Source organism: Pseudomonas edaphica, assembly GCF_965277385.1.
Lineage (GTDB): Bacteria > Pseudomonadota > Gammaproteobacteria > Pseudomonadales > Pseudomonadaceae > Aquipseudomonas > Aquipseudomonas edaphica.
The window spans coordinates 784088-799799 of record NZ_OZ255725.1 but is presented as its reverse complement, the minus strand read 5'-3'; the positions used below and the strand labels follow the sequence as shown (position 1 = coordinate 799799).

The window sequence follows — 15712 nt, the reverse complement described above, 5'->3', positions numbered from 1 at the left end:
TGAGCTCTTATAAGAAGAGTGGGACTTGTGGCCCATCGTTGCACTCTAGACCACGGCGCAAAAGCTATCTATCCACCAGTCGATAAGTCGGAGGATCAGGCAAGTATTTCGCAGGAATGCACTACCCGGCGCGTAGGCAACCTCTGATCCGACCCGGCTCGCCGCACTTTTTTTGATTCTCCTGATCTATCCCTGTCACGACCCCACTCATTCAGAGTGTGGGCAGCAGAATCAGACCCGGTGCCGATGGATCGAACGTCACATACTTGTATCTCCCGCTGGCCGTTGTTTTTGGTTGTTCTTTTGGCACTGTTTGCCAGTGGTTGCAGCCAGCAGCAGGGCCGCGATATCGCCAGCCAGTTCAGCAATGGCAGGCCCGATGAGTTCTTTCAGACCAGCGTTGACCGCATGGCAACCCTAAGCATGCGCGACAACTTGCAAAGCCTGTATCTGCTGATGAGCAAGCTCTACCTGCGCAACCCCAGCCAGTGGCGCCAATCCGGTTACCCGGATGCGGTGAGTGCCGCGCGGGAAATCCGCCAGGCCATCGAGCATCAGCAACCGCTGCCGGCCCTCGGCGAGCGGCGTGATCTTGCGGCCTTGAGTTACTCGTTAAGCCCCGACTTCAAAGGCGACCGGGTCGGTGCGTTTATCTACGCGATCGGCAGCATGCTGGTGACCGCCCACGGCGGCCGCACCCAGTTCTATATGACTGACTCGATCAACCCGCAGTTTGTCAGCAACGCCGCACGCAATATCGAAAAAGCCACCTGGCTGCTCAGTCAGCGCCAGGATGCCAATGGCGTGTTGCTGCTGTTTTCCAACGAGATATCGGAGGAGGGCAGTAACCTGAGCTTTGCGGTCGAGTTCGGCAAAGTGGTTGCGCGGCTGGACTTGCTCGCGCAGATGCTCGATGAACGCTACCGACGTGTGGCGCTCAACTACGCGCAGAGTTTGCTGCTGATGAATTTCTTGCCGGTGCAGTAATGTAGGTACGGTATTTCCCTTTCAGGTGTAGGAAGTGGCCTATCTTAAGTCCCCACGCTTGAAACACCCCTCGGTGGGCAATAGCCTCGGACTTTTCTCAACGGATGAGTGCCTACCTTGGGTAAGCGAAAAACGGTTTGGCCTACGGATCGCGAAGTTCGTCTGCGATTCATTCTCTTTGCGGTGATCGACGTGGCAAGCGCCCAGGGTGTTCCTGCCGAGGTGTTATTGAGTGCACATAAACTGCTGCGCGATTCGCCGGCGGAGTCTCAGTTACGTAAAGCCCTGGCTGACATCCTGGCCTGCGATGAAATGGCGGGGTTCAGTTTCCTCAGGGGGTCTGAGGCGGATGATTTTATGCGCACGATCGAACCGCTCACGGAGGCGACTGATCACCAGGTTTTGCTCTCGGGTTAGATCGTTTATTTCCTTAAGTGAGGTCGCAAGGCTTTAATCGCATATCCATCCTGACGTTTATGCGGTGCCAGTAGCGGCTTTAAACGTCTTTACAGCGATATATCTGTTATCACGCCCGGTGTCGCTGTCCTGTTCACCCAAGCACGCTCCCGAACAGCCATTTGTGCTGCTCTGCCGTCGTCTTGCGCCGTAGCCCGGTGTCTCTAGAATCGGCGCCAGAACTTAGCCATTTCCTGTCGATTACGGAGTTTCGAACATGATGAACGCAATGCAGATGCCGATGAACACGTCCATGCCAATGATGCCGATGATGGGCATGCCGATGATGATGGCGACCATGAAGTGCGAAATGGCGGGCGACGCCATGATGTGCACCATGAAGCCGGCGGCCGGTATGGACATGGCGCAGTTCAAGACCAATGCCGACATGATGGCGATGATGATGAACTGCGGCATGCCGATGATGATGCAGTGCGCAAACATGTCGATGCTGTGCATGTCGGCCGATGCCATGAAGATGATGGCTGACATGAACATGCCGATGATGACCATGGGCATGTCGATGCCGATGATGAAATGCATGATGGAATGCAGCGTGATGGGCGACAGCATGATGTGCAAAATGCTGCCAATGCCAGGCATGAGCATGGCCATGATGGAAAACTGCTGCATGCTCATGAACAAACTGATGAATGACTGCGCCATGCCGATGATGATGAGCTGCAACGGCATGCCGATGATGTGCTGCACCTGCTGACCGCTGCTGCCTAAAACGCAAAAAAAGCCCCGACTTGTCGGGGCTTTTTGCATTCAGTCCAGGCGTTCCGGGTAGGTGATCACCAAAAATGCCACCGCCTCGCTGTCCGCCGGGTTGCGGTAGCGGTGGGGCTGGTCGGCGTAGAACAGGATCGAGTCGCCGGTGGAGAGCAAGTAGCGCTCATCGTTGACGCTGACTTCCAGTACGCCCTGGGCCACCACCAGGTTTTCCTGAATGCCGGGGCCGTGACCGGCAGAAATTTCCTCGCCGAGCGCACGCAAGCGGATTTCGTAAAATTCAGATTGGCGGGCGGTATCAAAGGGAAACAACGCACGGCTGACGAATGCCCCGTCGGCACTCACCAGGCGTTTGCTTTGTTGCGCCGGCAACACCTCGACGCCTTCAAAGGCACGGTCCTCCAGAAAGGCCGCGACCGACACCTTCAAGCCTTTGGCGATTTTGCATAGCACCTTGATCGACGGCACGCTGCGGCCCGACTCGATCTGCGCCAGCATCGCCCGGCTCACGCCACACGCGCGTGCCAACCCGTCCAGCGAGAGGTGGCGCTTACTGCGCAAACGTTGCAGGTTCTGCGCCACGCACAGGCTGGTGTCGTCATCCTCAATCGCAGGTTTTGGCAGTGCTTGGGCTGATTCGGGCAGTACCTGTAAAAAATTCATCGGCGTTACGCCCGGCGCGTATCACTGGCGGTTGCGGTGTGGGCGGAGAACACCGCAAGCCCCGCGCGTGCCGCGTACATGGCCCACATCAGCTCGGCCGCGGCACGCGCCTGGCGGCGTTTACGGTGGAGGGTGAAGTCAATAACGCTGGCGGATGTTTGCATGGCGGAAATCTCGTGGGCGACTCAATGCCTCCACAGTAATGCGTGCTGGTTATTTCTTTAAATACTGAGTTTGCATGTGTTAATGCGATTTTGGACTTATAAAATAATCCCGGTCTGATGCTGTTGTGGGAAGGGTCTGGTCCGTTAATTAAGCGTGACCTGGTGAGCCTGCCTGGCTTCCCATCACTGTTCGCGTGATGGCCCAGGCTTTGTCACGCCCCCGAATGCCAAGGATTTACCCCATGCTGTTGCGCCAACCCCCACTGCTGTTTACCGCCCTGACCCTCAGTTCACTGGCGCACGCCGACACCCTGCAACTGGCCCCGGTCGAGGTCTCCAGCAGCGAAGCCAGCGCTGGCGAGGTGGCCCAGGCGCAGCTCAAGAGCGTGCCCGGTGGCACCAATTTCATCGATATGAGCAGCGTGCAACAGGGGCGCGTCAGCACCAACGAAGACGTGTTCAAGTACCAGGCCGGCGTCTATGCCAAGGCGGCGAATAACGAAGGCGTGAAGCTGTCGATCCGCGGTTCCGGCCTGAACCGCAGCCCCGGCTCCCACGCCTCGGGCCTGTATGAAATGCTCGACGGTTTGCCGCTCACCGGCCCCGGCGGCACGCCCTATGAACTCAAGGACCCGCTGTGGCAAAGCCGCGTCGAGGTGCTGCGCGGCGCCAACGGTTTTGACCAGGGCGCCCTGGCCCTGGGTGGCTCGGTCAACTATGTCACGCACACCGGCTATGACGCGCCGAAGTTGCAGGTGCGCTATGAAGTGGGCAGTCGCGGTTATGCCCAACGCGAAATCAGCTCCGGCCAGGTGCTGGGCGACGCCGACTACTACATCAGCCTCACCGACTCCGAATCCGACGGCTACCAGCACCAGAGCGCCGGCACCGGCAAGGGCATCGCGGCCAACTTTGGCTACCGGTTCAACCCGGACCTGGAGACGCGCTTCTATTTTCGCTACCGCGAAACCACCAACGACAGCCCCGGCAAGCTGACGCGCTACCAGATCAGCCACGATCCAACCGCCGCCAACAGCCTCAACGCCGCCCGCGACTCGAAACGCCTGCAGCCGGGCTCGACCTGGATCGCCAACAAGACCACCTTGCAGCTCGATGACACTTCCCGCGTCGAGGTGGGGCTGGCCTATCACGACTACCCGATGGATTTGCGCGAAGGGCTCAACCGCCTGAAAGTCGCCTACACGGATGTCAGCGGCACCCTGAACTACATTCGCCAGGACAGTTGGTTCGGCCACGACAGCAAAACCACCCTTGGCCTGCGCACCACCCAGGCGATGCCCAACAACGGTGCCTCGGAATATGTGCGCGTGCCGTCGAGCAACCCCGCCACCTATTACGCCCCCGGCACCAAAACCCGCGACTACAGCTACCTGGGTTCCGACACGGTGTTGCATATCGGCAACGAGCTGGAACTGGCGCAAGACCTGTGGCTGACCACTGGCCTGGCTGCGATCTACACCCGCCGCGAAACCCAGGTCAGCTACCCGCAAGGGCAGGCACCGCTCAGCCAGCATGATTGGGACTACGCGCCGCGCATTGGCCTGCGCTATGACTTCACCCCGCAGTTGCAGGTGTACGGCAACCTGAGTCGCTCGGTCGAGCCGCCGCACGCGTGGTCGATGATTTGGGGCTCCAACAAGTATTTCACCGGCGGCCCGGCCAAGGGGCTGGCCCGCGAAGGCGTGAGCTTGCGCAATCAGACCGCCACTACCCTGGAGATAGGCGGGCGTGGTGAGCAATGGTTCGGCCAGTGGGACCTGGCGCTGTACCGCTCCGAAGTGCGTCACGAACTGCTTACGGTGGAAACCCAGGCGCAGACACAGACCAGCAGCGCCGTTGTTGCTGAAGCCAACGCCAGCCCCACCGTGCACCAGGGCGTGGAACTGAGCCTGCTCAGCCCGTTATGGGACGGCGGTCGCAATGGCCAGGTGGCCTTGCGCCAGGCCTACACCTACAGCGATTTCCACTACCGCGACGACGACCGCTTCGGCGCCAACACCTTGCCGGGCATCCCCAAGCATTACTACCAGGCGCAAGTGCGCTACAGCCACCCGACTGGTTTCTACACCAGCCTCAACACCGAGCATGCTTCACGGGTGGCGGTGGATTACGCCAACTCTTACTACGCGGCGGCGTACACAACGCTGGGCGCCACTTTCGGCTATGACGCGCCGAAACAGGACTGGCAAGCCTGGGTTGATCTGCGCAACCTCACCAACCGGCGTTATGCCAATACCGTCACGCCGGGGTATGACGACAAGGGGTTGGATGTGGCCCGCTCCACACCGGCCGATGGGCGCGGTATCTATACCGGTGTGTCGTGGAGCTGGCGTTAAGCCAATTTAACTGTCACCGAGGTCTAACTGTGGGAGCGAGCTTGTGTGGGGGGGCTGGCTTGTGTGGGAGCTGGCTCCCACACAGACCAGCATCCACACAGACCAGCATCCACTCAGACCAATTCCCACACGAGCCAGTCCACAGCATCCGGCCCACCCGAGTGGCCCTTGCCCCGTCGCCTTTTTACTGGCATTGTTCGCTCAATTGGTAATCTTTCCCATTTGAGAAGTTTTTGCGCATGCATGACATTCCGGCCGCGCCGGGCGATTGCGCCCGTCAGCAGATCCTTACGGCGATGTACCGCGAGCACCATGCCTGGTTGCACGGCTGGCTGCGCAAAAAACTTGGCTGTTCCCACTACGCCGCCGACCTGGCCCACGATGCGTTTATCCGCGTGTTGATGCTGGCCGATCCGCAGGCCATCAAGGAACCTCGCGCCTTTCTCGCCACTACTGCCGGGCGCCTGTTGATCGATGGGGCGCGGCGCCGCCGGATCGAAAAGGCCTACCTGCAAGCCCTGCTGGTGCAGTGTGAAGACGCTGGGATGCCCGACCCGGCCGCGATCCATGTGGCGCTGCAAGCCCTGGAGCGCATCGCCGAGATGCTCGCCGGCCTGCCGGCGAAAACACGTGAAGCCTTCCTGTTAAGCCGCCTGGACGGGCTCACCTACAGTGAGATCGCCACGCGTCTTGAGGTGTCACCCAGCACGGTCAAAAACTACCTGTCCACCGCGCTGGTGCATTGCTACCACAGCCTGTACGGGGCGGACCCGTTGCCGTGAACACCGAGCAGATCATTCAACAAGCGGCGAATTGGCTGACGCGGCTGCACGACGAAGACTTCAGCGATGCCGAGCGCCACGCCTTCAATACCTGGTGCCAGGCCGACCCGCGCCATGCCGTGGCCATCGAGCGTATGCGCTCGCTCTGGGGTGGCTTCGATACGTTGCCTGCGCAACCGGCACGCATCGCCCTGAATCGCGCCTTTGCGCCCCAACGTTCGCGCAGGGTGCAGGCCTTGGGGGTGCTCGGCGTAGTGCTGTGCGGCTGGTTTGGTGTGCAGCACATGCCGGTGTGGACGGCCGACCAGCGCACCGGCGTCGGCGAGCGCCGCCAGGTTGCTCTTGAGGATGGCAGCCAGTTGCAGCTCAACAGCAACTCGGCGGTGGACGTGAAATTCGACGGCCATCAGCGCGTGATCGAACTGCTGCAAGGCGAGCTGTGGGTTGACGTGGCCAAGGACGCGCAACGGCCGTTCGTGGTACGCACCGATCAAGGCACGGCCACGGCCTTGGGCACGCGCTATCTGGTCAAGCGCGCAGTGGACGGCAGCACCGTGGTCACGGTGATCGAGTCCACTGTGGCGGTCCAAGGTGACACGGGCGAGGGCGTCAACGTCACGGCCGGGCAGCGCGCGATTCTTGATCATGGCCACGCGGGGCCTGCACAGGCGAGCGCCAGCGCCGACCCGGATGCCTGGACGCGTGGCCTGCTCAAGGTCAACGACCAACCGCTGAGTGAGGTGCTGCAAACCCTGGCCAGCTACCGCCACGGCTTGGTGCGCTTCGATGCCCAGGCGTTGAAAAACCTGCGTGTGTCCGGGGTGTTCAAGCTCGACGACACGGCCGCGGCGCTCTCGGCGCTGGCCGATAACCTGCCGATTCGGGTGGAGTACTTCACCGACCTGATGGTGGTGGTCAAACCGCTCTAGATCAGCCTTCGTGCTGGCGCAGGCGCTTGTACAGGGTGTTGCGGCTTACGCCCAGTTCCCGCGCCAGGTGGGAGATGTTGCCGCCCGCTGCTTTCAAGCGTTGGCTCAGGTCGCTGTTGTCTTCCAGGCTTGGCTGGGTGGGCAAGGGCGCGGTCACGTTCAGGTCGACAAAGAAATCATCCGGCAGATGCTCCGGTCGCACCGGCTGCTCCTCGGCCATCGCCAGCGCCACCTGCAACACGCTGCTGACCTGGCGCAGGTTGCCCGGCCACGGGTGTTGCTCGAACAAGGCCAACACCTCGGCACTCAGCCCGGCCCATTGGGTCGGCTCACGGTGCTGTTGCCACAACAGCTGGAACAGCGCCTGTTTGTCGGTACGCTCGCGCAAGGGCGGCAGTTCCAGGGTCAGGCCACCGATGCGGTAGTACAAATCCTCACGAAAGCGCCCGGCCTGCACCCAGTCGCGCAGCACGCGGTTGGTGGCCGAGATGATGCGCAAGTCCACCGGGAACAGCTCGCTGCTGCCCACCGGCTGCACGCAGCGCTCCTGTAGCACCCGCAGCAAACGGGCCTGGGTCGGCAAGGGCATGTCGCCAATTTCATCCAGAAACAGCGTGCCCTTATCCGCCTTGCGGATCAGGCCGATGCTGCCTTTCTGGTTGGCACCGGTAAAGGCGCCTTTTTCATAGCCAAACAGCTCGGACTCGACCAGTTCGGCGGGGATCGCTGCACAGTTCACCGCAATGAACGCCTGTTTGCTGCGCGAACTGGCCTGGTGCAGGGCTTTGACGAACACCTCTTTGCCAACGCCGGTCTCGCCGTGAATCAACAACGGAATGTCTTTTTCCAACAAACGCTCAGCCTGGCGCACGGCCTTTTCTACGCGCACATCGCCAAAATGCAGGGTCTGGATGCCCATCGGCGCAGGTTTTGTGGGCTTGGGCTCAGCAAAGACCCGCGCCTGCACCGGCATCTTCTGCGGCCGCTTCAATAAACACTGGAACCGATTGCGGCCCGCGGCCTGCAACGAGAACGGTAAGCCCTCGGGTTGATTCAACAATTCCAGCAGCGAGACCTTGAACAAACTGTCGATCAGCACCCGCGACAAACTGATGCCCAGCAAGTTATCGGCGCGGCGGTTGGCCGACAGCACCTGGCCGCTGTCATCAAAGATGATCAGGCCCGCCCACTGGCTGTCGAGGTTGTTCAGGCCGGTGTTGAAGGTCAGTTGGAAATGCTCGCCGCGAAACAGGTTGAGGATCAGCCGGTTCTCGACGGTCTGGCTCATCATCTTGACCATGCCCAAGGTGTGGGAGGGCGGCAGGTAGCTGTCGCTGGACACATCCAGTACCGCAATGATTTCGCGCTGGGCATCGAAAATCGGCGCCGCGGAGCCGGTCATGAAGCGGTTGGCCTTGAGAAAGTGTTCATCGTGCTCGATATGCACCGCCTGGGCACAGGCCAGCGCAGTGCCGATGGCATTGGTGCCGCTTGAGCGCTCCCTCCAACTGGCACCGGCACTGAAGCCGCGCGCCAGCTTCGGCTCGATAAAACGCTGGGTGCCCCACGAGGTCAGCACCTGGCCCTGGTTGTCGGCCAGCATGATCAGGCAGTTGGAATTGCTGAGGATGTTTTCGTAGTAGGGCAGCACTTCCTGATGGGTGGTCTGCACCAGTGAATGCTGGCTTTCGAGCAACTGGCTGATGCCTTCGGCGGGCAGTTGATCGAAGCTGGGGGTGCTCTGGTGGTCCAGGCCAAAGGCGCGGCAACGGCGCCAGGATTCCTGGATAAGGGTGTCGTGTGCGAGGGGTTCGGCCATGGGGGCGACCTTCTTTTATTTTTATTGTTATCAAGCCTTACGCCGTCCAACTGTGGGAGCTGGCTTGCCTGCGATGGCGGTTTGTCAGCCACCGAATTGGCAAGCTGGACCATCGCTATCGCAGGCAAGCCAGCTCCCACATTAAATCTGTGGCGCCCATCGATTGTTGTTCAGAACTGTTCAATGTCAACCCGCTTAATGTTCAGTTGTTCAGCGCTGGTTGTTCATTTGTGTTCATGCCTGAACATCCTGTTCAACCCATTCCCTTACAGATCAACCACCTGCCACTTCTGGCACGAAACTCGCTCTTACGAATGGCCAGAATCATTCCAATAATAAAAAGGGCGTGTCATGTCATTGACCCTGGAACATGTCTCCCGCGTTGTCGAAGGCCAGACCTGGATCGACGACGCCAACCTGCGTTTCGAAGCCGGTTCCTTCAACGTATTGCTCGGCCGCACGCTGTCCGGCAAGACCAGCCTGATGCGCCTGATGGCCGGGCTGGACAAACCCGACAGCGGCCGCATCCTGATGAACGGCGTAGACGTCACCCACAAGCCGGTGCGCCTGCGCAACGTGTCGATGGTCTACCAGCAGTTCATCAATTACCCGACCATGACCGTGTTCGAAAACATCGCCTCGCCATTGCGCCAGGCCGGTGTGTCCAACGAACTGATCCACAGCAAAGTGCTGGAAACCGCGCAGATGCTGCGCATCGAGAAGTTCCTGCAGCGCCACCCGCTGGAGCTTTCCGGCGGCCAGCAGCAACGCACGGCCATGGCCCGCGCCTTGGTCAAAGACGCCGAGCTGATCCTGTTCGATGAGCCGTTGGTAAACCTGGACTACAAACTGCGCGAAGAGCTGCGTCAGGAAATGCGCGAGTTGTTCAAGGCGCGCCATACCATTGCCATCTACGCCACCACCGAACCCAATGAAGCCCTGGCCCTGGGTGGCACCACCACCATCCTGCACGAAGGCCGGGTGATCCAGAGCGGCAGGGCCGCCGAGGTGTATCACCAGCCCCAGACGGTGCTGGCCGCCGAGCTGTTTTCCGAGCCGCCGATCAACCTGATGCCGGGGCGTATCAGTGGCAATGAAGTGAGTTTTGCCAATGTCGTGCACTTCCCGTTGAACGTGGATCTGCGTCCCATCGGCGAAGGCGAGTTCCGTTTTGGCGTGCGCCCCAGCCATATCAGCCTGGTGCCGAGCAACGACGATGACCTGGAACTGGCGGTGACCGTGGAGGTGGCCGAGATCAGCGGTTCGGAAACCTTCCTGCACGTGCGCAGCGAGCATTTCCTGTTGGTGCTGCATTTACCGGGGGTGCATGAGTACGACGTCGACGCGCCGATTCGTGTGTACATCCCCACCCATAAACTCTTTGTGTTCGATGGCCAGGGGCGTTTGGTCCAGGCCCCCGGGCGCCGCGTCGCGAGGGTTGCCTGATGGCCGAGATCCATTTGCAGAACCTCGCGCACAGTTACAGCCCTACACCCAATGGCCCCGAGGACTACGCCATTCGGGCCATGAACCATGTGTGGGAGCAGGGCGGTGCCTACGCCTTGCTCGGGCCATCGGGCTGCGGCAAGTCGACCCTGCTCAATATCATTTCCGGCTTGCTCAGCCCGTCCGAAGGCCAGGTGTTGTTTGATGCCAAAGTGGTCAACGACCTCACTCCCGAGAAACGCAATATTGCCCAGGTGTTCCAGTTCCCGGTGGTGTACGACACCATGACGGTGTTCGACAACCTGGCGTTTCCCCTGCGAAACCAGGGCATGGCTGAGGCGAAAATCCACAGCAAGGTGCAGGAAATTGCCGAAGTCCTCGACCTGCAAGCCCTGCTGAGCAAAAAAGCCCGCAACCTCACCGCCGATGAAAAACAAAAAGTTTCCATGGGCCGTGGCCTGGTGCGCGATGACGTGTCGGCGATTCTGTTCGACGAACCGCTGACGGTGATCGACCCGCACCTCAAATGGAAATTGCGCCGCAAGCTCAAGCAGATTCATGAGCAGTTCAATATCACCATGGTCTACGTCACCCACGACCAGCTTGAGGCGTCGACCTTCGCTGACAAAATCGCGGTGATGTATGGCGGGCAGATCGTGCAGTTCGGCACGCCGCGTGAGCTGTTCGAGCGCCCCAGCCACACCTTTGTCGGCTATTTCATCGGCAGCCCCGGTATGAATCTGATCGAGGTGCAGGCCGAAGCCGGTGGCGTGCGCTTTGCCAGCACGTTGCTGCCGTTATCCGAGGCCTTGCAACAGCGCCTGCGCGAGGCGGGCTACAAAAAGCTGCAGGTGGGTATCCGCCCGGAATTTATCCACGTGTGGGACGAGTACAACCCTGACGCGCTGCAGGCCGATGTCGTGCATGTGGAAGACCTCGGCACCTACAAGATCATGACCCTCAACCTCGACGGCGCGCCGTTGAAAGTGCGCCTGGCCGAAGACAAACCGGTGCCGGAAGGCAAAGCCTCGATCAGTTTTCCCGCGCAGTGGTTGATGGTGTACGCCGACGATTACCTGCTGGAGGTGCAGCCATGAACAAGGTGCAGAACAACAAGGCCTGGTGGCTGGTGTTGCCGGTGTTCCTGCTGGTGGCGTTCAGCGCGGTGATCCCGATGATGACCGTGGTCAACTATTCGGTGCAGGACATTTTCGACCAGTCCAGCCGCTACTTTGTCGGTGCCGACTGGTACAAACAGGTGCTGCTCGACCCGCGCCTGCATGATTCCTTGCTGCGCCAGTTCATCTACTCGGCCTGCGTGCTGTTGATCGAAATCCCGCTGGGCATCGCCATCGCCCTGACCATGCCGACCAAGGGCCGCTGGTCGTCACTGGTGTTGATCATCCTGGCGATTCCGCTGCTGATCCCGTGGAACGTGGTCGGCACCATCTGGCAGATTTTTGGCCGCGCCGACATTGGCCTGTTGGGTTCGACGCTCAACGCCATGGGCATCAACTACAACTATGCGGCCAACACCATGGACGCCTGGGTGACGGTGCTGGTGATGGACGTGTGGCACTGGACTTCGCTGGTGGCGCTGCTGTGTTACTCGGGGCTGCGTGCGATTCCTGACGTGTACTACCAGGCAGCGCGGATTGATCGCGCATCCGCTTGGGCGGTGTTCCGACATATCCAATTGCCAAAGATGAAAAGCGTGCTGCTGATCGCGGTGATGTTGCGCTTTATGGACAGCTTCATGATCTACACCGAGCCTTTCGTGCTGACGGGCGGCGGGCCGGGTAACGCCACCACGTTCCTCAGTCAGACCTTGACCCAAATGGCTGTAGGCCAATTCGACCTGGGCCCGGCGGCGGCGTTTTCCCTGGTGTACTTCCTGATCATCCTGTTGGTGTCCTGGCTGTTCTACACCGCCATGACCCACTCCGACGCCAACCGCTGAGGCCGCCAACATGAGCAAGCGCAAGGTTATCCCGCTGCTGATCTACATCCTGTTTTTGCTGGTGCCGATCTACTGGCTGCTGAACATGTCCTTCAAGAGCAACACCGAAATCCTCGGCGGGCTGACCCTGTTTCCGCAGGACTTTACCCTGGCCAACTACAAGGTGATCTTCACTGACCCGAGCTGGTACACCGGTTACCTCAACTCGCTGTACTACGTGAGCCTGAACACGGTGATCTCCCTGAGCGTGGCGCTGCCGGCGGCCTATGCGTTTTCGCGCTATCGGTTCTTGGGCGACAAGCACCTGTTCTTCTGGCTGCTGACCAACCGTATGGCGCCGCCGGCGGTGTTTTTGCTGCCGTTTTTCCAGCTGTATTCGTCCATCGGGCTGTTCGATACGCACATCGCCGTGGCGCTTGCGCATTGCCTGTTCAACGTGCCGTTGGCGGTGTGGATCCTGGAAGGCTTCATGTCCGGCGTGCCCAAGGAAATCGACGAAACCGCCTACATCGACGGCTATAGCTTTCCCAAGTTTTTCGTGAAGATTTTTATCCCGTTGATTGGCTCCGGTATCGGTGTGACGGCATTTTTCTGCTTCATGTTTTCCTGGGTCGAACTGCTGCTGGCGCGCACCTTGACCTCGGTTAACGCCAAGCCCATCGCGGCGGTGATGACGCGCACGGTCTCGGCCTCGGGCATTGATTGGGGCGTGCTGGCAGCGGCGGGGGTGTTGACCATCCTGCCCGGCATGCTGGTGATCTGGTTTGTTCGCAACCACGTGGCCAAGGGCTTTGCCCTGGGCCGGGTCTAGAGGGTTCGATGATGGAATGGATGGCCTGGACCACCCCCACCGCACTGTTCTTTGTGACGATTGGCCTGCTGCTGGCAGGCATGACCACCTGGGAACTGCGTTCGCCGAGTATTCCTCGGCGCGGTTTGTTGCCGATCAGCACCACCCGTGGTGATCGTTTGTTTATCGGTCTTCTCGGCAGCGCCTACCTGCATTTGCTGGTGATCGGCGTTACCGACTGGAGCATCTGGGTGGCGTCTGCGCTATCCCTGGTATGGCTGTTGAGTGTGATGCGTTGGGGCTAGTGCCCTTATGAACTAGTGCCCTTATGAATAAACCACCAGGAGGTCTCTATGTTGAATAAAAACAATAAGCTGCGACATAGCATTTCATTGGCCGCCGTACTGGCCTTAAGCGGTTTGAGCGCGACGGCCTGGGCCGATGCGTACGAAGATGCCGCAAAAAAATGGATCGGCAGCGAGTTTAAACCGTCCACCCTTACCGAAGCCCAGCAGCTCGAAGAGTTGAAGTGGTTTATCAAGGCGTCGGAACCGTTCCGTGGGATGAAGATTAACGTGGTGTCGGAAACCCTCACCACCCACGAGTACGAATCCAAGGTACTGGCCAAGGCCTTCAGCGAAATTACCGGCATCAAGCTGACCCACGACCTGCTGCAGGAAGGCGACGTGGTGGAGAAGCTGCAAACCCAGATGCAGTCCGACAAGAATATCTATGACGGCTGGGTGAACGATTCCGACTTGATCGGTACGCACTTTCGCTATGGCAAGACCGAATCCATCACCGACCTGATGGCCAACGAAGGCAAGGCCTTCACCTCGCCGACCCTGGATATCAAGGACTTTATCGGCATCTCGTTCACCACCGCGCCGGACGGCAAGATCTACCAGTTGCCCGACCAGCAGTTCGCCAACCTCTACTGGTTCCGCGCCGATTGGTTTGAACGCGCGGACCTTAAAGCCAAGTTCAAGGAAAAGTACGGCTACGAGCTGGGTGTGCCGGTGAACTGGTCGGCCTATGAAGACATCGCCAAATTCTTCAGTGAAGACGTCAAGGAAATCGACGGCAAACGTATCTATGGGCACATGGACTATGGCAAAAAAGACCCATCGCTGGGCTGGCGCTTCACCGATGCCTGGTTCTCCATGGCCGGCGGCGGCGACAAGGGGCTGCCTAACGGCTTGCCGGTGGACGAGTGGGGCATTCGCGTGGAGGACTGCCACCCGGTAGGCTCCAGCGTGACCCGTGGCGGCGACACCAATGGCCCGGCCGCGGTGTTTGCCACGCAAAAGTACGTGGACTGGATGAAAGCCTACGCGCCTCCGGAAGCGGCGGGCATGACCTTCTCCGAATCCGGGCCGGTGCCGTCCCAGGGCAACATCGCCCAGCAGATCTTCTGGTACACCGCGTTTACGGCCGACATGACCAAGCCGGGCCTGCCGGTGGTGAATGCCGATGGCACGCCGAAATGGCGCATGGCGCCGTCGCCGGTCGGGCCGTATTGGGAAAAGGGCATGAAAAAGGGCTATCAGGACGTGGGTTCCTGGACCTTCCTCAAGTCCACGCCCGAGAAGCAAAAGCTTGCGGCGTGGCTGTACGCGCAGTTTGTGACCTCGAAAACCGTGTCACTGAAGAAAACCATCGTTGGCCTGACGCCGATTCGTGAGTCCGACATCAACTCCCAGGCCATGACCGACATGGCGCCGAAACTCGGCGGGCTGGTGGAGTTCTACCGCAGCCCGGCGCGGGTGGAGTGGACGCCGACCGGCACCAACGTGCCCGACTACCCACGCCTGGCGCAGTTGTGGTGGAGCAACATCGCCGCAGCGGCCAGTGGCGAGAAAACCCCGCAACAGGCGCTGGATAACCTGGCCAAGGAACAGGACGCGATCATGACGCGCCTGGAGCGTTCCAAGGTGCAGCCGGTGTGCGGCCCGAAAATGAACCCGGAGCGGGATGCGCAGTACTGGTTTGACCAACCGGGCGCGCCGAAGCCCAAGCTGGCGAATGAGAAGCCCAAAGGGGAGACCGTGGCTTATGGTGATCTGTTGAAGCAGTGGGAGGCGGCGCGTAAATAACCCATAGGCCGAAACACTGTACCTGTGGCGAGGGAGCAAGCTCCCTCGCCACAAGGGCAGGTAAACACTAGGTCAGGCGGCCTGCGGCTGAACCTGCAACTGCCCATCCACATCCTTGACCAGCTCACTGGCCAAAAACAGCGGCGCCAAGCGCTTGTGAAGTTGCGGCTCGACAAACTCCTTCACCGTCTCCAGCACCAATACGCCACTGAGCGGCAGCTCGGCCTTGGTGTATGACAGCCACGCCTTCTTCAACACCATCAACACATCGCTGCCCGCCGTAGAGGCAAAGCGGCGGTGCGTGGGTTTGCCGTCGAAGTTGAAGGTGTGCTGGAACGCGTAGCCGGTTTCGTCACCGTTGGCGGCGCTGCAGCGCACGCAGGTGCATGGGCCATCGCCGAATGCGCTGCGCAGGTAAGCGTTGAAGTCCACCACGGGCTTGAGTGACAGGCGCTTATCGACCTCGAACAGATCCCCAGTCATTTTATCGTCAGTGTTCAACGTCCATTTCCTCGCAGGTTGGCAGGT

16 protein-coding genes are annotated in these 15712 nt (G+C 60.0%); 11 read left to right on the top strand and 5 right to left on the bottom strand.

Going from position 1 to position 15712, the window contains the following annotated elements; translation table 11 throughout:
- The first annotated feature begins 246 nt into the window (after positions 1-246).
- On the top strand, positions 247-987 hold the full coding sequence (locus ACQY47_RS03325; RefSeq protein WP_428555598.1) for a hypothetical protein: 741 nt from the start codon (positions 247-249) through the stop codon (positions 985-987).
- A 117-nt stretch (positions 988-1104) separates the two neighbouring features.
- Entirely contained in the window at positions 1105-1404 is a 300-nt protein-coding gene (locus tag ACQY47_RS03320; protein ID WP_428555595.1) for a hypothetical protein, read from the top strand.
- A gap of 240 nt (positions 1405-1644) precedes the next feature.
- Here the strand turns inward: ACQY47_RS03320 and ACQY47_RS03315 are convergent, their stop codons facing one another.
- From ACQY47_RS03315 to ACQY47_RS03305, 3 genes are read right to left on the bottom strand one after another with little or no spacing between them, the layout of a single operon-like run.
- Positions 1645-2154 (bottom strand): hypothetical protein, encoded by a 510-nt coding sequence (locus ACQY47_RS03315; protein ID WP_428555592.1) that lies wholly within the window; start codon positions 2152-2154, stop codon positions 1645-1647.
- A gap of 60 nt (positions 2155-2214) precedes the next feature.
- On the bottom strand, positions 2215-2841 hold the full coding sequence (locus tag ACQY47_RS03310) for a helix-turn-helix domain-containing protein (protein WP_244972933.1): 627 nt from the start codon (positions 2839-2841) through the stop codon (positions 2215-2217).
- A gap of 5 nt (positions 2842-2846) precedes the next feature.
- Positions 2847-3005: a hypothetical protein gene (locus tag ACQY47_RS03305; RefSeq protein ID WP_017137721.1), complete on the bottom strand. Its 159-nt coding sequence runs from the start codon at positions 3003-3005 to the stop codon at positions 2847-2849.
- Positions 3006-3247: 242 nt separating this feature from the next.
- Here ACQY47_RS03305 and ACQY47_RS03300 point away from each other — a divergent pair, with 242 nt between their 5' ends.
- The 3 genes from ACQY47_RS03300 to ACQY47_RS03290 all read left to right on the top strand — a co-directional run bounded on the left by ACQY47_RS03300 (position 3248) and on the right by ACQY47_RS03290 (position 7073).
- Complete coding sequence (locus ACQY47_RS03300; protein ID WP_428555588.1) at positions 3248-5362, top strand: TonB-dependent receptor family protein; 2115 nt, start codon at positions 3248-3250, stop codon at positions 5360-5362.
- 239 nt (positions 5363-5601) lie between these two features.
- Positions 5602-6144: a sigma-70 family RNA polymerase sigma factor gene (locus ACQY47_RS03295; RefSeq protein WP_428555585.1), complete on the top strand. Its 543-nt coding sequence runs from the start codon at positions 5602-5604 to the stop codon at positions 6142-6144.
- Positions 6141-7073 carry a FecR family protein gene (locus ACQY47_RS03290; protein WP_428555582.1) on the top strand — a complete coding sequence of 311 codons (933 nt, stop codon included), beginning with the start codon at positions 6141-6143 and terminating at the stop codon, positions 7071-7073. The genes ACQY47_RS03295 and ACQY47_RS03290 overlap by 4 nt, the downstream gene beginning before the upstream one ends.
- Before the next feature lies 1 nt (position 7074).
- Here the strand turns inward: ACQY47_RS03290 and ACQY47_RS03285 are convergent, their stop codons facing one another.
- A complete protein-coding gene (locus ACQY47_RS03285; protein WP_428555579.1) occupies positions 7075-8892 on the bottom strand; it encodes a sigma-54-dependent Fis family transcriptional regulator in 1818 nt (605 codons plus the stop codon).
- 351 nt (positions 8893-9243) lie between these two features.
- Here ACQY47_RS03285 and ACQY47_RS03280 point away from each other — a divergent pair, with 351 nt between their 5' ends.
- The 6 genes from ACQY47_RS03280 to ACQY47_RS03255 are packed head-to-tail and all read left to right on the top strand — an operon-like array spanning position 9244 to position 15184.
- On the top strand, positions 9244-10338 hold the full coding sequence (locus ACQY47_RS03280; protein ID WP_017137726.1) for an ABC transporter ATP-binding protein: 1095 nt from the start codon (positions 9244-9246) through the stop codon (positions 10336-10338).
- On the top strand, positions 10338-11435 hold the full coding sequence (locus ACQY47_RS03275; protein ID WP_428555576.1) for an ABC transporter ATP-binding protein: 1098 nt from the start codon (positions 10338-10340) through the stop codon (positions 11433-11435). The genes ACQY47_RS03280 and ACQY47_RS03275 overlap by 1 nt, the downstream gene beginning before the upstream one ends.
- Positions 11432-12298: a carbohydrate ABC transporter permease gene (locus tag ACQY47_RS03270; protein ID WP_017137728.1), complete on the top strand. Its 867-nt coding sequence runs from the start codon at positions 11432-11434 to the stop codon at positions 12296-12298. The genes ACQY47_RS03275 and ACQY47_RS03270 overlap by 4 nt, the downstream gene beginning before the upstream one ends.
- A 10-nt stretch (positions 12299-12308) precedes the next feature.
- Positions 12309-13109 (top strand): carbohydrate ABC transporter permease, encoded by an 801-nt coding sequence (locus ACQY47_RS03265; RefSeq protein ID WP_003174634.1) that lies wholly within the window; start codon positions 12309-12311, stop codon positions 13107-13109.
- A gap of 11 nt (positions 13110-13120) precedes the next feature.
- Complete coding sequence (locus ACQY47_RS03260) at positions 13121-13393, top strand: DUF2160 domain-containing protein (RefSeq protein ID WP_026013758.1); 273 nt, start codon at positions 13121-13123, stop codon at positions 13391-13393.
- A 48-nt stretch (positions 13394-13441) separates the two neighbouring features.
- Positions 13442-15184 carry an ABC transporter substrate-binding protein gene (locus ACQY47_RS03255; RefSeq protein WP_017137730.1) on the top strand — a complete coding sequence of 581 codons (1743 nt, stop codon included), beginning with the start codon at positions 13442-13444 and terminating at the stop codon, positions 15182-15184.
- Between the two features lie 72 nt (positions 15185-15256).
- Here ACQY47_RS03255 and ACQY47_RS03250 read toward each other — a convergent pair whose 3' ends face one another.
- Positions 15257-15685: a hypothetical protein gene (locus tag ACQY47_RS03250; RefSeq protein WP_017137731.1), complete on the bottom strand. Its 429-nt coding sequence runs from the start codon at positions 15683-15685 to the stop codon at positions 15257-15259.
- Between the last annotated feature and the right edge of the window lie 27 nt (positions 15686-15712).